Genomic DNA, 20,351 nt, shown 5'->3' with positions numbered 1-20,351 from the left:
TGATCCAAAGGCACATCCCAGTGTTGCTGCGGGTTGATTGCCCCAGAAAGTATTAATCAATGCCGAAATGTGTTCCTTTATTCAGTTTGATCAGTGCGGAAATCCCTACCCCTTCTGATTGATCGCGACTGCAGCAGGGCATCGTCGCCGTTGGAGTAGTAACTGCTTCTGCAACCAGTGGTTGAAAATCCGCACTGGGCGTAAAAGGCTCGCGCTACGGCATTCGTTGATGCCACCTCCAGGGTTGCTGATATCGCTCCGAGGGCTGTGGCCCGTTCCATCACCGCCTGCAGCACCCTCGCGCCGAATCCACAGCGTTGGTGAGTCGGATCCACTGCGACTGATGTGATCTGCAGTTCATCGACCACCAACCATGCCGAGGCCAGGGCGATCAGACTTTGATCCTCTGCGTCGATGCCCATCACCAGTCTGCTGTTATCTGAAAGCTCCCTCTCCCACTGCTGTTTCGTCCAGAGCCCCTTCAAAGCAATCCGGTCAAGCTGAAGGCAGCCGCTGAGGTCGTCCGGCCCCAGTCTGCGTGGCGTGATTACCACTTCACCAACCAAAACAGCACTACCTGGGCGACGCGCCTCCTTACATTGCCTGTCCGACCGCCTCGACGCTCCATGCCACAGCCCTACGAATCAGGGTGTGACCTGAACAGCCCGAATCGCAATCTCGCGCCGATCACCGCAGAACTTGACAATCAGGGACGTCTTGCCGTTGGCGGTTGTGTTCTCAGCGAGCTGGCCGAGCGTTATGGAACACCTTTATATGTGCTGGATGAAGCCAGCATCCGCAAGGCCTGTCAGGCCTATCGCGATGCCCTGAAGCGTCATTATCCAGGTCCCTCACTGGCGATTTATGCCTCGAAGGCCAACAGTTCAATGGCTCTGACGGCTCTTGTGGCGTCGGAGGGTCTGGGGCTTGATGCCGTCTCGGCGGGTGAATTGATGACGGCGCTCGACGGCGGCATGCCTGCTGAACGGATGGTGCTGCACGGCAATAACAAGTCGGTCGAAGAGCTTGAGTTGGCCTATCGCCACGACGTGATGGTGGTTGCGGACAACCAGCACGACCTGGATTGCCTGCAGACGATTGTTCCGGAAGGAGGGCGGCCTGTACGCCTCATGCTTCGCTTCACGCCTGGCATTGAGTGCCATACCCACGAGTACATCCGCACCGGCCACCTCGACAGCAAATTCGGCTTTGATCCTGATCAGCTCGAGCCCGTGCTCCGCAAGCTTCAGGGATGTTCCTGGGCGAGGGTTGAAGGCCTGCATGCCCATATTGGTTCACAGATTTTCGAGCTCGAGCCCCACCGCGACCTGGCTGCTGTCATGGCGGATGCCCTGCGTTTGGCCCTTGAGCTCGGTCATCCCGTTCGGGACCTAAATGTTGGTGGTGGCCTGGGAATCCGTTACGTGGAAAGTGACGACCCGCCGTCGATCGATGCCTGGGTGAAAGTGGTGGCTGAAGCCGTCGTTGCGGCCTGCAGGGAGCGAGATCTTGCGTTGCCGCGTTTGCTGTGCGAGCCAGGCCGATCGCTGGTTGCGACTGCAGGTGTGACTGTTTACACCGTCGGCTCCCGCAAGGTGGTTCCGGGGATCCGTACTTATCTCTCTGTTGATGGGGGTATGAGCGACAACCCCAGGCCAATCACCTATCAATCCCTTTACACCACTTGTCTGGCGGACCGCCCTCTGGCCAATGCTGAAGAGACCGTGACTCTCGCGGGAAAACACTGTGAGTCGGGAGATGTGCTGCTCAAGGATCTTGCCTTCCCCTGCTGCAGCAGCGGTGAAATTCTGGCGGTCTTTGCCACTGGGGCTTACAACGCGTCGATGAGTTCCAACTACAACCGCATTCCAAGACCAGCTGCGGTGCTTGTGCATGCAGGAGATGCGGAGCTGGTTCAGCGTCGAGAGCAGCCGGAAGATCTGCTGCGTTACGACCTGATGCCTGAACGGTTGCGCTCTGTAAAGTGAGGACACCAAAGGGCGAAGGAGAAGGTGTTGGAGGTGTTGCAACTGCGCCTTCTTCTCGACGTTCTCTGCGCTTCTCTCCTCGGCTTTCTGCTCTTCACCAGGGTCAATGAGCAACGCACGCTTTGGTTGTTGCGTGGATACCTCTTACTTGTGGCGCTTGCTTGGTTCGTCAAGCGCTTTTTCAATCTTCCGCTCACCTCAACGCTGATCGATGCGTTGGTTCTGGCCTGCTCACTGTCGCTGGCGATCCTTTGGCAAGGAGAGTTGCGTCGGTTGATGGAACTACTCGGCACGGGCCGTCTTGCTGTGTTGCTGGGGAATCCCCAAAGCAAAATGAGGGCGACTGCCAGCACTGTGGCTCAGCTCACCGACGCGGCAGGCCGTCTCTCCAAGAGTCGTCGTGGAGCCCTGATCGTTGTCGATCTCGGCAGTGATCTGAGACCGGAAGACTTCCTCAATCCGGGAATCACCATTGATGCCCAGCTGAGCAGCGAACTGCTGCTGAATTTGTTCGCTGCCGATACGCCTCTTCACGACGGTGCCGTCGTGATTAAGGGCAGCCGCATCATCTCCGCGGGGGTGATTCTGCCGTTGTCACGGCAGGGCATCAGTCGCTACGGCACCCGTCATCTGGCCGCTCTGGGGATCACTGAACGCTTTGATCGCTGCATCTGCGTGGTGATTTCCGAGGAGACCGGAACCCTGTCACTGGCCAACCAGGGACGTCTGGAACGTCCGATCACCAGTTCACGCTTACAGGATCTGCTCACCGAGTTGATTGCCGCGTCTGTGTCGACCGCGCCTGTGAAATCACCATCTCCGCGTAGCGTGAGTTCAGGCACTCAGGATTCCTTGCCTTGAGCCAACGACTGGCCGTCAGTACTGATCAAGCTGCACCACGGTGCTGTCCTGAAGCACTGGATCCACGCAGGATGCCGGGCCATGTCGCCGTGATCATGGACGGCAACGGACGCTGGGCCAAAGCTCGTGGCCTGCCACGGGTCATGGGACACAGAGCCGGTGTAGAGGCGCTCAAATCCACCCTCCGAAATTGCAGCGACTGGGGGGTTGAAGCACTCACCGCCTATGCCTTCTCCACCGAGAACTGGTCTCGGCCAGGGGACGAGGTGAATTTTTTGATGACTCTGTTTGAAAGCGTTCTGCAGAGAGAACTGCAGGCGCTTGAGCAGGAACAGGTGCGAATTCGCTTCCTTGGAGACCTGGACGCATTGCCTGTCAAGCTCCAGGCACTGATCGCTGAAGCCACGCAGCGGACATCCGGAAACAGCGGCATTCACTTCAACGTCTGCACCAATTACGGAGGTCGTCGTGAGTTGGTGCGTGCCAGTCAGCGTCTGGCGGAGCGCGTTGCTCGTGGAGAGCTGGAGCCATCGCAAATCGATGAAAATGCCCTGGCCGCAGAGTTGTTCACGGCAGGCGAGCCTGATCCGGATCTGCTGATTCGGACCAGTGGCGAGCGGCGGATCAGCAATTTCCTGCTTTGGCAGCTGGCCTATGCCGAGATTCATGTCACCGATCTTTGCTGGCCGGATTTCGATGCTGAGGCTCTTCAGCTCGCACTGAAGGATTACCAGAGCCGTCAGCGACGTTTTGGTGGGCTTCAGTCCATGGAGCCCCACGCTCTGGGATCCTGAGTGCAGCAGCAATGGTGGCTGGTTCAATGACGGACACGGTGGACCTACGCCACGACTGGACGCTTGAGGAGATCCAAGCCCTGCTTGACCTGCCTCTGATGGATTTGCTCTGGCGCGCCCAAAGCGTGCACCGTGCCGCCAATCCTGGGTACCGGGTTCAGCTGGCGTCTTTGTTGAGCGTCAAGACCGGTGGCTGCGAGGAGGACTGTGCCTACTGCTCCCAGTCGATGTACAACAGCAGTGATGTGGGTGGTCAGGCCGACCTGGAGGTGAAGGCGGTCCTGGACAGGGCACGTGCAGCGGCCGCTGCCGGTGCCGATCGCTTTTGCATGGGCTGGGCCTGGAGGGAGATCCGTGAAGGACCTGCCTTTGAGTCGATGCTGAGGATGGTTCGAGGGGTGCGTGAGCTGGGTCTTGAAGCTTGTGTCACTGCAGGAATGCTCACCGATACGCAGGCGGAGCGTCTGGCCGAAGCAGGACTCACGGCCTACAACCACAACCTCGATACCAGTCCGGAGCATTACGACCGGATCATCACCACCCGAACCTATGAGGAGAGGCTGGAAACACTGCAACGCGTTCGTCGTGCCGGAGTGACGCTCTGCTGCGGTGGAATCATCGGCATGGGCGAAACGCTTCGCGACCGTGCCTCGATGCTGCGGGTTCTGGCCTGCATTGACCCACATCCGGAAAGTGTCCCGATCAATGGTTTGGTGGCTGTCGAGGGAACACCTCTGGAAGGTTTGCCCACCGTTGATCCGCTTGAGTTGGTCCGGATGGTGGCCGTTGCCAGAATTCTGATGCCGTTCAGCCGTGTGCGACTGAGCGCTGGTCGGGAAGAACTCAATCGGGAAGCTCAGATCCTCTGCCTTCAAGCAGGTGCGGATTCGATTTTTTACGGTGATACCTTGCTGACAACAGGTAACCCTGCTGTGGATGCCGACCGGGCTCTGCTGGAAGCTGCCGGGGTTCAGGCCAGCTGGCAGGACCAGGTACTCGAGCAGCAGCCAGAACAGGAGACAGCAGCGGCATGACGGCGGCGCAAGCCGACAGCCCATCGTTTCTCGTGGCAGCGTTTTACGCCTTCACGTCGCTTTCACCTGCTGCATTGGAATCGTTGCTGACAGATCTGCCTGAACTGGCCTGTCGCGAACAGGTTGTTGGTTCTGTGTTGCTGGCACCAGAAGGTGTGAATGGAACGATCAGCGGTCCCGACCAGGGCGTGACCGCAATCCTGGAGTGCTTGCGCAGCAGGATCACACTTGGGGATGCCCATTTCGAGCGCCTTCAGGTGAAGCGGAGCCGTTGTCGCCGCCAGGCGTTCCGTCGTTTCAAGGCCCGTCGCAAGCGCGAGATTGTGAGCCTGGGACAGCCTTGTGCTGATCCCCGCCGCAATGTGGGGACCTACGTGGACCCTCGCAATTGGAATGCGCTGGTGGATGACCCCGACACGCTGGTCATCGATACCCGCAATGCCTATGAGGTGGCCGTCGGCAGTTTTGTGGGTTCTCTGGATCCAGCAACTGACAGTTTCCGGGATTTTCCTGACTGGGTGGAACAGCATCTCCGCCCTCTGGTTGAGCGCACGTCTCCGGCGCGCATCGCCATGTTCTGTACCGGTGGAATTCGTTGTGAGAAGGCCAGCAGCTTTCTGCAACAGCGGGGATTCCCCGAGGTTCATCATCTTCAGGGCGGCATTCTCAACTATCTGGAGCAGGTGCCTGAAGAGCAAAGCCGCTGGGAGGGTGAGTGTTTCGTGTTTGATCAGCGAGTCGCCCTCAACCATCAGCTCGAGCCTGGTCAGCACAGCTTGTGCCATGCCTGTGGTCTGCCGCTGACGCCGGAACAGAGGCAACTAGAGAGTTACATCCCCGGGGTGCAGTGTCTGCAGTGCAGGGATCGCTTTACGGATGACGATAGGGCACGCTTCGCGATGCGGCAGAGACAGCTCAGACAAGGCGTCCTCTCGCAATCCTCCGGCTGGCAATCAAGGGCCAATACTCACGGATGAGCGCAGCACGGCCTGTTCTTTACAGCTTTCGTCGCTGTCCCTATGCGATGCGCGCACGCTGGGCTTTGTTGCAGGCAGGCCAGCTTGTCCAATGGAGGGAAATTGAACTCAAGGACAAACCAGCGCCGATGCTTGAGGCATCTCCGAAAGCAACGGTGCCGGTTTTGGTTCTCGCTGATGGCACGGTGATCGATGAAAGTCTTGCGGTGATGCACTGGGCACTCAAGCAGGCTGATCCGTGCGATCTCCGCCGGCAGCTTTCTGGCAAAACGCAGGACAGCATCCAGCAGCTGATTGAGCTCAACGACACGACCTTTAAACACCATCTCGACCGTTTCAAATACACCGACCGATATCCGGGGCAGTCGAGACAAGACCATCAACAGCAGGGGTTAGAGGTGTTGCGGAGTTGGTCAGATCAGATCGCTGACTGTGGAGGCTGGCTTGTGGATGCCAGCTGTTCCCTCGCTGATGTCGCACTGTGGCCGTTTGTGCGTCAGTGGCGCATTGCTGATCCTGAGGGATTTGACGCTGATCAATCCCTGCAGCCGCTGAGTGGTTGGTTAAGGCGTTTTCTGCAAGATCCTGATTTTGAGCGCCTCATGCAGAGGGCTGATCCCTGGCATCCCGGGGGACTTCAGCCCCTGTTTCCCGCTGATGCCGTCGACGTTCCAGCTGACCAACCCTTGTTCCATCTGGCGCTGGCTGAGGACTGGAAAGCTGCAACCCTGTCGGGTCAGTACGACATGTCCACCCGAGGACTGCGACTTGACCAGGTGGGATTCATTCATCTGTCTTGGCGTGAACAGGTGGCTGCCACCTTTGAGCGCTTCTATGCGGATGCGGAGTCTGTGGTCTTGCTCACGATTGATGCGGCGCGGCTGACAGCCCCTCTGCGTGCCGATGCGATTCCAAGCGGAGAGTTGTTTCCGCACCTTTATGGGCCATTGCCGATTGAGGCTGTTGTCGATGCGGCTCCATACCTCGATTCGGAGCGGTGATGCTGGATCAACTGGAAATGGAGGCCCGTCAAAGGGGCCTACTGTTGAGACTTCAAGTCGGCCGCCCTCTGGGGCTGTGGAGTCTGCGGCTTGTGGTGGCTCGTTCACAGTCGGAACGACTGCAGCTTCTCGGTGAGATGAAAGCCTGGGCTTATAGCGGTCCCCGTGGATTGCAACTGGATACGATGCGCGTGCTGCCGGCTGCTCCTGCAGGTTGCGGTGATCTCGTCTGGGCGGCGACCATGGCCTGGGCGGTTGAGGCAACACCTTGCCGACAGGCAAGGCTGCTGGCCATTCGTGATGAAGAAGGACAGCATCAACGGCTTGTGCGTTACTTCAGGTCTCGTGGGTTTGAATCCGTGCGCGAGGTGCAGGCTGCTCTCTGGGATCTGCCGCTGCGCATGGTCTGGGGCGGTGCCGGAGCACTGATGCTTGGAGACTGCGATCAGGTGCGGGAGAGGGCTCTGACGCGTTGGCGTCAGTCCGCTGCGTGATAGCTGCTGCGCACTAGAGGCCCACTCCTCACCACAGCGAAGCCGAGGTCGCGAGCAACGGATCCCAGATCTTCGAATTCATCGGGATGCCAGTAGCGGGCGACAGGGATGTGGGCCAGCGATGGGCGCAGGTATTGCCCGATGGTGAGCCGCTGGCAGTCAACGGCACGGAGGTCGCGCATGGTTTCGATGACTTCATCCCTGCTTTCTCCCAGCCCCAGCATCAGGCCACTCTTGGTTGGAATATCTGGTGCCAGTGTTCGCGCGGCGGCCAGCAGGCCAAGCGATCGCTCATAGGTGGCTCCCCTGCGAACCTCCCGCTGAAGGCGTTTGACGGTTTCGAGGTTGTGGTTGAAACACACCGGCGCAGCTTTGAGTACTGTCGACAACCGCTCACGTTGAGCGGTGACGGCTCGCCGTGAGTCGGCGTGCCCTCCCCAGAAATCCGGCGTTAACACCTCGATGGCGATCAAGGGATTTCTGGCCCTGATTGCGTTCATAGCAGAGGTGAACAGACAGGCCCCATGGTCATCGAGGTCATCGCGTGCAACGGCGGTGAGCACGACGTATCGCAGCCCCATGGCTTCCACGGCATCGGCAACTTTCTCCGCTTCGAGCGGGTTGACGGCCTGCGCGCGACCTTTCTCCACCTGGCAGAACGCGCAGCTGCGCGTGCAGATCGACCCCCCCAGTAGGAATGTGGCGGTGCCGGCGGCGTAGCACTCCCCTCTGTTCGGGCAGCGCCCTTCTTCGCAGATGGTGTGAAGGGCATTGGACTTCACCAGCCCCTGAACCCGTTCGATCGCAGAGGCCTCTCCCAGGGGGCGACGCAGCCACTCTGGTAACCGCTCGTGCGGCTGGATGGATGAAAAGCGGCTGGTCTTGCGCACGCCGATGAACGGGTCTTCTTTCAGGGTGGCTCCATTTCCAGAAAGGGAGAACCTGATGGCCGACTCCACATCCGTCATCGATCGCATCGCTGCAGTCAGCAGCGCAAATCAGTCCACGTCGCGTCGACCCTCTAGTGCACGGCTGAGAGTCACATCGTCGGCGTACTCAAGCTCACTGCCCACCGGGAGTCCGTAGGCAATCCGGCTCACTTTTGTGAACGGTTTGAGCAACCTGGCCACGTAGAGGCTTGTGGTGTCGCCTTCCACGCTGGGGGTAAGAGCAAGAATCACTTCCTCCACGTCGTCGTCGGCCACTCGCTTTACCAGGCTGCTGATCTGCAGCAGATCGGGCCCAATTCCATCCATGGGAGAGATTAGCCCTCCCAGCACGTGATATCGGCCGCTGAATTCCCGGGTTCGTTCGAGAGCAAGCAGATCGCGTGAATCAGCAACCACGCAAATCTGGCCGTTGGAACGCTCTTCGTTGCGGCAGATTTCACAGACTGGATCAGCGCTGAGGTGAAAGCACGTCTGGCATTGCCCGACCTGGGTGCGTGCGGCCAGTAGGGCATCCGCGAAACTGCGGATCTGCTCTTCCGGTTGTCTGAGCAGATGCAGGGCAAGTCGCTGCGCGGTTCGGGGGCCAATCCCCGGGAGTCGCTCGAACTGGTCGATCAGACGAGCTAGGGGTCGGGTGAATCCGCTCAGAACACTGAGGCAAGTTGCGAAAATCTAAGCAGGGGATGGTGCGGGCAGAATGGCGCGCATTCGGTCAACTTCGATTCAAGTTCTTCAATGGGTTCATTGCTGCGTCAACCACTCCGGTCACTGCTCGTTCTGCTTTGTGTGCTGATGCTCAGCGCATGCGGCGGAGCCAGCGCCGGCCTCAACTCCTTCAAGAGTCCCGATGGCCGTTATGCCTTTCTTTACCCCACCGGCTGGACGCGGGTTGCGGTGACCGGTGGGCCTGCTGTGGTGTTTCACGACCTGATCCACAGTGATGAGACGGTGAGTTTGGTGGTCTCTGAGGTCGACGCAGATGATGACCTTGAGACTCTCGGCAGTGCGGTAGCAGTCGGCGAGCGGTTGCGGCGTGAGGTGATCGCTCCTGATGGCAGTGGGCGGAATGCTGAGCTGATTGAAGCCCGTGAGCGTGATTCCGATGGTCATGTCTTCTACGACCTGGAATATGCCGTGCACCTAGAAGACCGCGATCGCCATGAGCTGGCCACTGTGGTGGTCGACCGCGGTCGCCTCTACACCCTGGCGACCAGCACCAATGAAGATCGCTGGTCGAAGGTGCAGGGATTATTCGAATCCGTGATCAGTTCGTTCACGCTGTTGATCTGAGGTCCTGCAATTCTCTTTCATTCCTTTTCTTCAAGTATGAGGCTATCTGACAAGTTCTAACTGGCTCCAATCTTTTCGAACGCCAAGTATCGTCTCCTTGATTTTTAAAAGATGTTCAAATCGAGTGGAAGGTTCCAAATCAGGCTAAATGAGCTTTTGATTTCTGTTCAGATCGCTCTTGTCGCTCTCTTTGCGTATTGGCTCGGCCTGCGTTTTACTGCTTTGTTCCCAGGTTATTTCCCAAAAATAGGAGGTCTCTGGTCAGCAATTTCGGCTGTCATTGTAGTTCGGGTAAGCAAAACAGGTACCGCAGACTCCGCTTGGGTTAGGGTAATCGGAACAGCCTTGGGGGCTACCATTAGTGCTCTTTATCTCTCTCTCTTTCCGTTTCATGCGGTTGGAATGGGTGCATCGATTTTCGCTTCATCGCTTATCTGCACTTCTTTGAATATGAACAGTTGGATGAGGCTTTCGGCTATTACAGTGCTTGTAGTCATGGTGACTGCAAGTCTAAATCCAGTGCTAAACCCAGCGCTGAATGCGTTGTTGCGTTTCTGCGAATCTTGTATTGGCTCTGCCGTTGCAGTCATCTTGATTTCTTTGTGGCCTAAAGCCTTGGCTGATTAAGGCCTGAAATCAGTCTCCTTCAAGGCTGGATGCTTTGAGAAATGTACTGTTCTTAATATTGATGAACCTAATCTTTGGAAGAAGACAATATCTTCCTATTCCTCGTAAAGCTTAATGAGTAAAAGGAACGATTTGATTTTGGCTTTAATCGAGATCGAGGAATTTGAGGATGCATAATTTCTATGAATTGCAGTCATGTATCAGTTGAAAATCAAACTGATACATGTCAGTAGAGGAAGCGGTAGCGCCAGCTGCTGGATTCACTGGCATCACCACCGCTCTGTTGCGCAGGCCATTCAGTGTCGAGATAACTGATGCCATTCCGATAGAAGGGGCGTGCATCAAGACGTTCGGTTTCCAGTTCCGTCAGCCCCATCGCCGTAATCAATCCGCCCAGCTCCATGGCGCCGAGATCGGTTTCAAGGTTGTTGCCGGCTTCTTTGATCAGGGCGGGCAGTTTCACAAGATGTTCAGGCCGGGTCAGTCGGCTGAACAGGCTTTTCAGCACAAGCTGCTGTCGCGCCAGACGACCCAAGTCTCCTTCCTCATCGTGTCTCCAGCGCAGGAATCCTTCAAGGTCATGACCCTTGAGCAGTTGAGGTCCGGGTTGCAGATCAATCAGCAGCCCCTGACTGTTGTCGCGGTAGTAAAGGCGTTTCGGGACATCGACCTCAACGCCTCCGACTAGATCACTGAGTTTTCGGATTCCATTGAGGTTCACAAGGATGTGATGGTCGATCGGTCGACCCATCAGCCTGGATAACTCAGCCTTGACAGCTTCATGCCCCCCGTAGGCATAAAGAGCATTGGCCTTGACAGGCCCGAAGCTATGGGAATCGATGTAGCTATCTCTTGGGATCTGAGTGATGGAGGTGCGTCCTCCTTCCACTTTCAACGTGAAGATCGCATCGGTGTTGCCGCCACCATCATCAACGCCAAGCACGAGAATCTCGCGGTTGTCAAAGACGGACCAAGCTGAAAAGGGATTGCTGACAGGCAGCAGAAGAGGAGCCTCAGATTCAGGCATGAGCGAACGACTGAGCGGAATCGCCAGCAAAAATCCCCCTGTCAGCCCCGCAATGGCTGACAGGATTAAAGTTTTTGGCCGAACTTTTCTCGCATCATCCATTGACGCACTTTAAGCCCGAAATCTCCATTTCTTAATGATTTCTTGGTTGACTTGGTTCAGGTCAAGGGTTCGCTGATCACCATCGAAGCGCAATTCATCAGAGAGACCAGATTGCTGGTTCGATCACTTGCTGGAATGGGTAACCCTGCGACCTGACGGCGCTGAGAGCGCAAGATCACCAGATCGTGATCGCGGCTGCTGCGTTCGATCTTGGTTTCAACCCCAGGTCCGGACGCGAGCTGAATCCGAATGACGGCGCCCATGCTGCCGCGGGGTTGCCAGCGACGCAGCTCATGTTCGATTCGGATGCGTTCAGATCGATTGAGTCTTGGATCAACGATGTGCAAAAGCGTGATCAGGCCTTGCTCGCTGGACTGGCTCGCGAGAAGCCGTTGGGCAAGCTCAAATTGTTCGCGGGCGCTGGCGGAGAGGTCTTTGATGGGTACAAGAATTCGTTGAAGGGTTTCGACCGGGCGTTCGGCCAGGCTGACCACCACAACGGGGCAGTGAGCGCTGCGGCAGACCCCGTCCACGAGGTCACCAAAAAACCAGCGCCTCACCTTGTCCGGTCGTCCCGCTCCAATCATCAACAGATCAGCACCCTGTTCCAGGGCGCTGCGACTCATTCCGCCTGCAATGTCTTCATCCAGTCGAAGCAGGCAGCGGGTTCTGACCTTGAGCTGTTTGCCAATAGTCGCAGCCTGGGACAGTCGTTCCCTCGCAGATGCAACGGCACGATTCAATCCCCCCCGCGCTTCTTCAAGACTGGGACAGACCAGCGCCAGGGGCAGTAATTGACCCTGCATTTCGGCACTGCCACTTAGCAGCCGAGACGCAATGCTCAAAAGCCCCTGTTCCGTGGAAGGATTCGCGATCGGAACGACGATGGTTAGGGGACGGCTGACCACCTCTGGAGGAGTGTCGTCGCCTGACAAGGCCTGCTCGTCAAGCTCTGCGCCGTTGCGTCGTGTTCGTTTCGGTTCCACCAGCTGCCTGACGGAACGTGCGGTGAGGATTGGTCCGAGGGTTGCGGTCACCACCATCATGACCAGAACGGAATTCAGCACCGTTTGGTCGAGCAATCCAGCTTCGTAGCCAATGAATGCTGTGGCCAGTGTTGCGGCGACCTGTGGCATGGCCAGCGACCACATCATCACCATTTGGTTGCCGTTGTACCGGAAGGCTCGACCTGCAATCAGGCTCACCACGCCTTTGCAGCTGATCACTCCGATCACCATCAGAACAGGCAGCTCAAAATGGGTCATGGAGTTTTTGAGGCTGTTCAGATCAAGCAGGAGGCCGAGGTGAATGAAAAAGATGGGGATGAACAGAGCCGCACCAACCAGAATCACCTGCTGTTTTGACTTGCCCTCCGGTAAAACGGAGTTCACCGCCAGCCCCGCCAGAAAGGCCCCCACGATTTTTTCCACCCCGGCAAGCTCCGCTCCAATCGAAGCGATGAACAGGATGAGCAGGATGGTTAGGAAGATCCTGCTTTCGTCGTTGATGCTTCCGCGGAAGATCCTGCGTCCGACCTTGCGAATGATCGTGACGACGGCCACGGCAAAGATGGAGACGCTGGCGATCAGGCCGGCCAGATTGGTTAGTGAAAAGGACTGCTTGCCAAGACCGATGGCGATCGCAAGCACAACCAGAGAGGCGATATCGGTGAGGATGGTGCTGCCAACGCTGACCACGACAGCTTCATCTCGCTGTGCTCCATAACTGCGCACGATTGGGTAGCCCAAAGGGGTATGCGTTGCAATCAGGCTCCCGATCAGGAGACAGGGCACCAGTGGATAGCCGAGTAGGAGTCCAATGGCTCCCCCGGTTGTCATGCCACCGACAAAATGGAGAATTCCAATGGTCAGAGATCGACTGCGAACTCGGTTGAATTCATCGAGATCAATCTCTAGGCCCACTATGAACAGGAGGTAGATCGCGCCGATGTCAGAAACGAGTTGAAGGGTCTCACCGTCTGGCTGCAGAAAATTGAGAGCGCTGGGGCCCATCAGCACGCCCGCGAGCAGCAGGCCGACGAGATCGGGAAGACCTGTTCTCCTAAATAGGGGTGGAACCAGCATTGCCAGTGCAACGAGCAAGGCAAAGCTGCCCAATGGCTGATGTGCCAGATGGGACAGCGATGTGAACCCCGGTGACGCCGCAGCGAGCAGGTGGACCATCAAAGAATCAGGGCTTCATCGTGGCGAAGTCCGGCCTGAACGCGCCAGAGATCGGCATAGACACCAGCTTGATGCAGCAGTTGTTCATGGGTGCCATCCTCCACGATGCAACCCTGATCCATGACAACGATGCGATCGGCATGTCGAACTGTGCTGAGTCGATGAGCAATCACCAGTGTGGTGCGGTTCGCGGTAATGCGCATGAGTGAACGCTGGATCGCGGCTTCGGTCTCGTTATCAACTGCCGCGGTTGCTTCATCGAGAATCAATACAGGTGCGTTTTTCAGAATCGCTCTCGCCAATGCGATCCGTTGGCGCTGCCCTCCGGAGAGCCGTTGCCCTCTCTCTCCCACGATCGTGTCGAACTGTTCCGGCAGTGCCTGGATGAACTCGAGCGCTTCGGCCTCTCGGGCGGCGACGAGTACTTTCTCTAGTGAGGCGTTAGCTGCTCCATAGGCGATGTTCTCGCCGACACTGCCATGAAAAAGGTAGACGTCCTGACTGACGAGGGCGATTGAACGCCGGAGATCATCGAGCCTTAGCTGCTCAATGGGGATGTCATCCAGGAAAATTCTCCCTCCATTGAGTGGATAAAGCCTCAGCAACAGTTTCACCAGAGAGCTTTTGCCTGAACCGGTGGCTCCGACAATTCCCAGGGTTTTTCCCGCGGGAATGGTCAGGTTGAATTGGTTCAGCAGAGCCGGGCGATTCCGATAGGCAAAATCGACCAGCTCATAGCGGATGTCACCACGCACTTGCTCAGGGGCGAGACGGCAGCTTCCACCAGCGATCTGGATTGGTGTGTCGATCAGATCAAGCACCCGAGTCGTCGAGGCCATGGAGCGTTGGTAGTCGTCCAGTGTGCGGCCGAGAGTGGTGAGCGGCCAGAGCAACCGCTGGGTGATGAAGACAAGAAAGCTGTAAGTACCAACTGCGATCACGCCATTCCTGGCCTGAATCCCCCCGACAAGCAGAATGGCCAGAAATGCAAACAGAATGACGAAACGGATCAGTGGAATGAAAGCGGCAGAGATCCTGATGGCATGGCGGTTGCACTCCCTGTAGGCATCACTTTCCCTGCGTAGCTGCTCAAGCTCCCATTTCTCTTGGGCAAAGCTTTTGATGGTGAGCATGCCTCCAATGTTGTTGGTGAGTTTGGAGGCCATATCTCCTGCTCGGCGGCGTACATCGCCATAGCGTGGGGCGAGCCGGCGCTGGAAATTCAGCGAGCCCCAAAGAATGACTGGGATGGGCAGGAAGGCAAAAAGCGCCACACCTGGAGCCAACATCGTCATCAAACCACCCACCAGCAGCACCGTGGTGATGAGATGCAAGATTTCATTGGCTCCATGGTTCAGAAATCGCTCAAGCTGATTGATGTCATCGTTGAGAACCGTGAGCAGCCGTCCGCTGCTGTCGTGTTCGAAGAAGTCCATCTCCAGTTTCTGGAGATGGTCATAGGCCTCAAGACGTAGGCTGTGTTGAGTGCTCTGGGCGAGGTTGCGCCAGAGCAGGCCATAGAGATATTCAAAAAAGGATTCAGCCGTCCAGACCATGAACGACAGCACTGCCAGCACGATCAACTGACTGAGCACCGTGGTGGCGCCGAGCTGAGCAAGCCATGACGTGTCCTGCTGAACAACAACATCAACAGCGAGCGCGATCAGCACCGGTGGTGCCAGATCGAAGATTTTGTTGATCACCGAGCAACTGGCGGCACACCAAACCCTCCTGCGGTAAGGGCGCAGATGCTGAAACAAACGAATCAGAGGCGCCTGCTCAATGGCATGGGGCTTGGAATGGGGCATCCGTTCGGCCTGCTCACTGTCTTATTCAAGCGTTGTGTTGAGCAGTCGCTTGAGTCCATTTACAGCCGAGCTAGACCATGAAAGGAGAACGAGGAGGTTGCATGACCCGTTCACGCGCACTGAACCGATTCCATCGGTATTTGGCTCACCGTCATCGGCAGACCCTGCGCTGCAGGATTCCGGACTCTCAAGCTGAATGGGGTGGATATCAACGACTGGACGTGAGTCAGCGCCGACAACGGCGTGCTCTTCAGCGTGATCAGTGGCTGGATGGCTTAGAGCAGGAGCCAGCTCTCTGAGCCGGCTCCAAGGCGTTGATTACCAGCGATTTCCGCCACCGCCGCCGTAGCCACCGCCACCGCCACCGCCACCGCCATCACGGCCGCCGCCGCCATAGCCACCGCGGCCACCGCCGCCACCGCCGCCACCGCCGCCGCCACGCTCACGGGGTGTGGCTTTGTTGACACGGATCATCCGACCCATCCATTCAACATTTTGGAGGTCGTCGATTGCTTTCTGTTCGTCTTCGTCGGTGTTCATTTCAATGAAGCCGAAGCCGCGCTTGCGACCTGTCTCTCTGTCGAGAGGAAGGCTGGCGCTCTTCACTTCGCCGTACTGGCTGAACAGGTCAAGCAGGTCTTCCTGCTCAGCCTGGAAGGAGAGATTGCCGATGTAGATGGTCATTTCCTATTGGGACCGATGGACATTTGATCAGTGAAGCCGTGGTCCGAATTGGAAAGTCCTTGATGCTGTAGCCGAGAAGCTGAAGCCGGGGGGAGCGAGCCGATCAGAGCCGAAGGGTGATGCTGATGCAGTTACACGCTACAGCCTGGACAGGAAAGAGACGCGAAAAAAGTGTCTAATTCCAGGTGGGGCTTGTTGATAGAGGTATTAGCGGTTTGCGGATCACCTTCAAAGAACACCGATCAACAGTTCAGCTTTGGGGAGGCACCCCGACCAACTTCGGCTGGAATTCAGCTTTTGAAGCGTTCCGCTGCCTGTTGTGTGCAGGTTTCCTGTGCCGATTCAATGGTGCTCAGCAGAGATTGCCACTGAATTGAATTGCCCTTGTTCATTTCTCTGAGAAAACAGTCACAGGTGAAATCTCCCATTCCCTTTGGAGGTACTATTCCGGCCTGACTCATGGCCGTCTTGAAGCCCGCAAGGCAAAGCTGAGTGATCTTGTTTTCAGCTTCCACTGAGTGTGCGGGCCCGCAGATCGGGATCAGCGTGGCGAGTGCCATGCTGAGCAAACAAAGGCGGCCGACCATGAGGGTCAGGAGGCTGGAGTGATCTGCAGCTCTCGGTTCATGACTTTTAGTCTGCGAAGAGCGTTGTACACATCCTCAGGCATGCCTTTGGGAAGATCCACAAGACTATGCGCATCAAAGATCTGAATTCTTCCGATCATTCGCCCCTGCAGGCCTGATTCATTGGCGATAGCGCCGACGAGGTTCCCCGGTTTGACCCGGTCGCGGTAACCCACCTCAACCCTGTAGCGCATCATGTTGTCCTCAGGAGGGCGTGACTCTCGATCGACTCGGCGACGATCGCGACCGCGTGGATCGCGCCGATCATCGCGACGATCGGCGCGAGCAGGTGTCTTGAGCCAGCCTTCATCACCCTGCACCAGCAGCGGCTGATCACCCACTGCAAGCTTCAGGGCTGCCACTGCCAGCTGCTCCATGCTCAGCTCGTTCTCCTGGCCCACCCTTTGAATCAGCTCCTGTAGCAGCGTGGTTTCTTCGTCGCTTTCGGCTACAGCAGCCTGACTGAGGCGGGTACGCAGCCGATTCAACCTGCTCTCGTTGATTTCGGCATTGCTGGGAATGTCCATCGGTTCAATGGCCTGACCCACCGCCCGTTCGAGGTTGCCGACAAAGCGACGTTCCCGAGGCGTGATGAACAAGATGGCTTCGCCTGTGCGGCCTGCTCGACCTGTGCGCCCGATGCGGTGCACATATGCCTCGCTGTCGAATGGCATGTCGTAATTGATCACCAGCCCAATCCGGTCCACATCAAGACCACGGGCTGCCACGTCTGTGGCGACGAGGATGTTCACCGTGCCCTTGCGCAGGCGATCAACCGTGCGTTCGCGCTGGTTTTGCGGAACATCGCCGTTGAGAACCGCCACATCATGACCTGACGCCTCCAGGGACTCAGCAACGGTGAGAGTGATGGCCTTGGTGCGGGCGAAAATGATCACGCCTTCCCCGGTTACAGCCTCCAGTACCCGATTCAAGGCCTCGAGTTTGTGACTGTTCTGAAGGGTGATGGATCTGTGACGGATTCGTTTGGCTTCACGGTCTTGGGTCTTGATGGTGATCTCTGCTGGTTCGCTCAGATAGCGCTTCGAGAGACGACGGATCTCATTCGGCATCGTTGCTGAGAACAGCACCACCTGACGCTCTTCAGGCAGTTGCTCAAGAATCCACTCCACATCGTCGATGAAGCCCATTCGCAGCATCTCGTCGGCTTCATCCAGCACCAGACTGCGCAGTCCTGAGGTGTTGAGTGTTCCCTGGCGCATGTGGTCCATCACGCGGCCAGGGGTCCCGACCACCACATCCACACCACGCTTGAGGGCATGAATCTGCGATCTGAAATCGGATCCTCCGTAGATCGCCATCACATTCAGATGGGGATGTCCGGCGGCGTAAGCCTTGAAGGAGTCGGCAACTTGCATCGCCAGTTCACGAGTGGGTGCGAGCACCAGCACCCTCGGCTGATTGCTACGCCCCTCAAGGCGTTCCAGTAGGGGCAGCGCAAAGGCAGCGGTCTTGCCTGTGCCGGTCTGAGCTTGGCCGACCAGATCGCGGCCCAGCATCAGTTCTGGAATTGCTGCTTTTTGAATCGGGGATGGTTCCTTGTAGCCCTTGACATCAAGGGTCTTCAGCAGTGCTTCGCTGAATCCGAAACCAGCGAAGCCAGATGGATTGGACTCCTTAGTTCTTGGGTCTGCGCCGGATTTGTCGTCCCCGCTCGGTTCAATCACGGTGGTGAACAGATCCTGTTCTGCGGCCTCGGCTGTTGCTACAGGAAGCTCTGAAACAGTGAGATCCACTGCGCAGGGCTCAACGGCCTGCGATTGCGTCTGGGTCATGTCGATGAAGGCGGTCTGCCTGATTGATCCTTCAAATCAGGCCTGCAACGTCCCATCGGCATGTTGTGCCGCGCTGTATTGCTTGCCTTCTTTTCAAAGGTGAACGGTCAATTTATCACCCTCCCGAAGTCATCCTCCAGTCGTTCGATGTCGGATTCCAGCAAAATTGCGCCGCGTTGGACTTCGATGATCAGAAGATCTCCGGGACCTCCGAAGGCCCGATGAATTGCTCTTACAGGAATTTCAAAGGTATTGCCCACCGCAGCGTCCATCCAGCTGCCATCGCAATAGACGGACCCACTTCCAGCGGCAATCACCCAATGTTCGCTGCGATGTTGGTGGCGTTGCAGGCTGAGCCGCGCGTTCTCCTTCACAAGTAGTCGCTTCACTTTGTAGCCGGCTCCCTCGGCCAGCTCTTCGTACCAGCCCCAGGGACGATCCACTCTTGTTGTCACACCGACCCCTGACGATCGATCGCCCCCAGCATGCCGCTGCTCTTTGAGGATGCCAGTCGCACCAAAGTCAGTTGATGACGAGCTCTTGTGATAGCCGTGTAGAGAAGCGCTGTGTTGCTTGTGTCATCGCAAGGTGGCCACAGCAGCACCACTTGATCAGCCTCGCTGCCCTGAGCTTTGTGAATCGTGAGAGCCAGAGCAGGCTCGATTCGGCGGACCCTGGCTGGATGCAGTAGTCGATAAACACCGTGGCCTGATTCATCACTGCATCGGAACAGCAGTCTGCGTGTTTCGCCGCTGCCGATGCAGAGCCCAAGGTCGCCGTTGGCAAGACCCAGTTCAATTTGATTGTCGCTGCAGAGAACAGGCAACCCCTCGGGCCAATCACGAGCATCACTGCCCGACACCAAATGCCGGTGAAGACTGTCCACTCCCCATAACCCCCGACGCCGCGGGCAAAGCACGATCAAGGCATCGAGGCGCTCGAGAAGGGCATGGGCTCGTTCGGGATCGGGAGATCCATCAGGCCTGACCTCCAGGCTGTTGGCCGCCAACCTCAGGCTCTCCAGCTGCTGATGGACGGCATCGGTCACCGTCGCTGGCAACCGAGAAGACTCAGAGAGCAGTTGATGCACGTTGGCCGCGTCATCGAGATCCGCGAGGTCGGTCCAGAAGGCTTCCGCCCCCTGATGGCACAACAGCGAGCTCAATCGAGCCAGGTCTCCTCGGTTTCTGTAAACCTGATTTAGACGCACAGCAGCAGTGCCGAATCGCTGCTGCAGGTCAGCCTTTTGTAGGTGTTGCCAGACCGCGCCGACTCCGATCGGTGGCAGCTGGTTGGCATCACCAACAAGCAGCAGTTGTGCCGTGGCTGGCAGAGCATCCATCAGTGCCTGCGCCAGTGTTAGGTCGACCATTGAGGCTTCGTCGACCACCAGCAGATCCACGGCGAGTGGATTGCGGCGATGACGGATGAAGCCGCCTGGTCTTGCTTGCAGCAACCGATGCAATGTGGTGCAGGGCAATTCAGCTGTGCGTTGATCGCCTCGGATTGCCTCCTGCAGGCGCCGTGCCGCTTTTCCTGTCGGAGCGGCCAGATGAATGCGCAGGTCTCCGCGATCCGCCATGGCTCGGATCAGCATGGCGCGCACGGTGCTGGTTTTGCCGGTCCCGGGCCCTCCGCTGAGCAGCACCACCCTGTGATCGCTGACCGCATTGACCGCCGCAAGCTGCTCCGGGTTGAACGTCTGCTCCGAAGTCAATCTCTTGGTGTCATCTCTTCTGCGACGTCCGTCTGGCTTGCCAACGGGGGACAGTGCGCTGCGTTGGATCAGTGTCTGCTCCAGCGTCTCCATGCCCTGATGCCAACGTCGCCAGAGCAGCTGATCCCCTTCCATCACCATCAGCACAGGCTCTTTCTGCAACCAGCCGCTGGCTTCAATCACCCGTCGATGCGTCTCGGGCCAGCCATCGGCCTCCAGCTCACTGGGTTGCTGGTTGCTGGTGCCCAGATCGATACTCATCTCACCATGGCTGAGGGCCTGGGTCATCGCCCTCACAAGATCTTTAAGAGCACTGAGCTCGTTGTTGCCGAACTCCGCCGGAGGTGGGTAGCGACGAAGCAGCATCGACATTATTCCTCGACTCAGAGCCGATG

The 20,351-nt window shown here is 57.5% G+C and carries 21 protein-coding genes; 10 read left to right on the top strand and 11 right to left on the bottom strand.

Annotated elements, in window-relative coordinates; genetic code table 11:
• Positions 1-77 precede the first annotated feature (77 nt).
• Positions 78-554, bottom strand: a complete 477-nt coding sequence (locus SIB42_RS11865) for a GNAT family N-acetyltransferase (protein WP_413328036.1) — start codon at positions 552-554, stop codon at positions 78-80.
• A gap of 72 nt (positions 555-626) precedes the next feature.
• Here SIB42_RS11865 and lysA point away from each other — a divergent pair, with 72 nt between their 5' ends.
• The 7 genes from lysA to SIB42_RS11830 are packed head-to-tail and all read left to right on the top strand — an operon-like array spanning position 627 to position 7,149.
• Complete coding sequence (lysA, locus tag SIB42_RS11860) at positions 627-1,988, top strand: diaminopimelate decarboxylase (RefSeq protein ID WP_067098898.1); 1,362 nt, start codon at positions 627-629, stop codon at positions 1,986-1,988.
• A gap of 27 nt (positions 1,989-2,015) precedes the next feature.
• Positions 2,016-2,849 carry a diadenylate cyclase CdaA gene (gene cdaA / locus SIB42_RS11855; RefSeq protein ID WP_197459946.1) on the top strand — a complete coding sequence of 278 codons (834 nt, stop codon included), beginning with the start codon at positions 2,016-2,018 and terminating at the stop codon, positions 2,847-2,849.
• Entirely contained in the window at positions 2,846-3,643 is a 798-nt protein-coding gene (locus SIB42_RS11850; RefSeq protein ID WP_067098904.1) for an isoprenyl transferase, read from the top strand. Before cdaA ends, SIB42_RS11850 begins: the two co-directional genes overlap by 4 nt.
• Before the next feature lie 26 nt (positions 3,644-3,669).
• On the top strand, positions 3,670-4,677 hold the full coding sequence (gene bioB, locus SIB42_RS11845) for a biotin synthase BioB (protein ID WP_067098942.1): 1,008 nt from the start codon (positions 3,670-3,672) through the stop codon (positions 4,675-4,677).
• On the top strand, positions 4,674-5,654 hold the full coding sequence (locus SIB42_RS11840; RefSeq protein ID WP_067098907.1) for a rhodanese-related sulfurtransferase: 981 nt from the start codon (positions 4,674-4,676) through the stop codon (positions 5,652-5,654). The genes bioB and SIB42_RS11840 overlap by 4 nt, the downstream gene beginning before the upstream one ends.
• Complete coding sequence (locus tag SIB42_RS11835) at positions 5,651-6,655, top strand: DUF952 domain-containing protein (protein ID WP_067098912.1); 1,005 nt, start codon at positions 5,651-5,653, stop codon at positions 6,653-6,655. The genes SIB42_RS11840 and SIB42_RS11835 overlap by 4 nt, the downstream gene beginning before the upstream one ends.
• Positions 6,655-7,149, top strand: a complete 495-nt coding sequence (locus SIB42_RS11830; protein WP_067098916.1) for a hypothetical protein — start codon at positions 6,655-6,657, stop codon at positions 7,147-7,149. The genes SIB42_RS11835 and SIB42_RS11830 overlap by 1 nt, the downstream gene beginning before the upstream one ends.
• Here the strand turns inward: SIB42_RS11830 and lipA are convergent.
• Positions 7,134-8,126 carry a lipoyl synthase gene (gene lipA, locus SIB42_RS11825; RefSeq protein WP_369818486.1) on the bottom strand — a complete coding sequence of 331 codons (993 nt, stop codon included), beginning with the start codon at positions 8,124-8,126 and terminating at the stop codon, positions 7,134-7,136. The two genes, SIB42_RS11830 and lipA, sit on opposite strands and share 16 nt — an antisense overlap.
• A 21-nt stretch (positions 8,127-8,147) precedes the next feature.
• Positions 8,148-8,747 carry a recombination mediator RecR gene (gene recR, locus SIB42_RS11820; RefSeq protein ID WP_156485314.1) on the bottom strand — a complete coding sequence of 200 codons (600 nt, stop codon included), beginning with the start codon at positions 8,745-8,747 and terminating at the stop codon, positions 8,148-8,150.
• 87 nt (positions 8,748-8,834) lie between these two features.
• On the opposite strand from recR, the gene psbP reads away from it, so the two are divergent.
• Both psbP and SIB42_RS11810 read left to right on the top strand, forming a co-directional pair.
• On the top strand, positions 8,835-9,389 hold the full coding sequence (gene psbP, locus SIB42_RS11815; protein WP_067098923.1) for a photosystem II reaction center PsbP: 555 nt from the start codon (positions 8,835-8,837) through the stop codon (positions 9,387-9,389).
• Between the two features lie 111 nt (positions 9,390-9,500).
• Positions 9,501-10,016, top strand: a complete 516-nt coding sequence (locus SIB42_RS11810; protein ID WP_074160797.1) for an FUSC family protein — start codon at positions 9,501-9,503, stop codon at positions 10,014-10,016.
• Between the two features lie 226 nt (positions 10,017-10,242).
• Here SIB42_RS11810 and SIB42_RS11805 read toward each other — a convergent pair whose 3' ends face one another.
• From SIB42_RS11805 to SIB42_RS11795, 3 genes are read right to left on the bottom strand one after another with little or no spacing between them, the layout of a single operon-like run.
• Positions 10,243-11,145, bottom strand: a complete 903-nt coding sequence (locus tag SIB42_RS11805) for an LCP family protein (protein WP_067098929.1) — start codon at positions 11,143-11,145, stop codon at positions 10,243-10,245.
• A gap of 56 nt (positions 11,146-11,201) precedes the next feature.
• A complete protein-coding gene (locus SIB42_RS11800; protein ID WP_067098932.1) occupies positions 11,202-13,328 on the bottom strand; it encodes a cation:proton antiporter in 2,127 nt (708 codons plus the stop codon).
• Entirely contained in the window at positions 13,328-15,136 is a 1,809-nt protein-coding gene (locus SIB42_RS11795; RefSeq protein WP_067098935.1) for an ABC transporter ATP-binding protein, read from the bottom strand. Before SIB42_RS11795 ends, SIB42_RS11800 begins: the two co-directional genes overlap by 1 nt.
• A gap of 101 nt (positions 15,137-15,237) precedes the next feature.
• Between SIB42_RS11795 and SIB42_RS11790 the strand changes: the two genes are divergently transcribed.
• Positions 15,238-15,435: a hypothetical protein gene (locus SIB42_RS11790; protein WP_067098947.1), complete on the top strand. Its 198-nt coding sequence runs from the start codon at positions 15,238-15,240 to the stop codon at positions 15,433-15,435.
• Positions 15,436-15,454: 19 nt separating this feature from the next.
• On the opposite strand, the gene SIB42_RS11785 is transcribed toward SIB42_RS11790, so the two are convergent.
• The 5 genes from SIB42_RS11785 to SIB42_RS11765 all read right to left on the bottom strand — a co-directional run bounded on the left by SIB42_RS11785 (position 15,455) and on the right by SIB42_RS11765 (position 20,328).
• Entirely contained in the window at positions 15,455-15,820 is a 366-nt protein-coding gene (locus SIB42_RS11785; RefSeq protein ID WP_413328029.1) for an RNA recognition motif domain-containing protein, read from the bottom strand.
• 290 nt (positions 15,821-16,110) lie between these two features.
• Positions 16,111-16,407 (bottom strand): hypothetical protein, encoded by a 297-nt coding sequence (locus SIB42_RS11780; protein WP_231856452.1) that lies wholly within the window; start codon positions 16,405-16,407, stop codon positions 16,111-16,113.
• Between the two features lie 5 nt (positions 16,408-16,412).
• The gene (locus SIB42_RS11775) at positions 16,413-18,239 is read right to left on the bottom strand and encodes a DEAD/DEAH box helicase (protein WP_067096793.1); all 1,827 of its coding nucleotides are present in this window, start codon (positions 18,237-18,239) and stop codon (positions 16,413-16,415) included.
• 107 nt (positions 18,240-18,346) lie between these two features.
• Complete coding sequence (locus SIB42_RS11770) at positions 18,347-18,682, bottom strand: phosphomannose isomerase type II C-terminal cupin domain (protein ID WP_082825074.1); 336 nt, start codon at positions 18,680-18,682, stop codon at positions 18,347-18,349.
• 8 nt (positions 18,683-18,690) lie between these two features.
• Positions 18,691-20,328 carry an ATP-dependent DNA helicase gene (locus SIB42_RS11765; RefSeq protein WP_413328026.1) on the bottom strand — a complete coding sequence of 546 codons (1,638 nt, stop codon included), beginning with the start codon at positions 20,326-20,328 and terminating at the stop codon, positions 18,691-18,693.
• Between the last annotated feature and the right edge of the window lie 23 nt (positions 20,329-20,351).

Origin of the sequence: Synechococcus sp. MIT S9508, from assembly GCF_047303045.1 — a bacterium.
Taxonomy (GTDB): Bacteria; Cyanobacteriota; Cyanobacteriia; order PCC-6307; family Cyanobiaceae; genus Synechococcus_C.
Note: the sequence above shows the minus strand (reverse complement) of the source record. Positions and strands in the feature narration are given on the sequence as shown.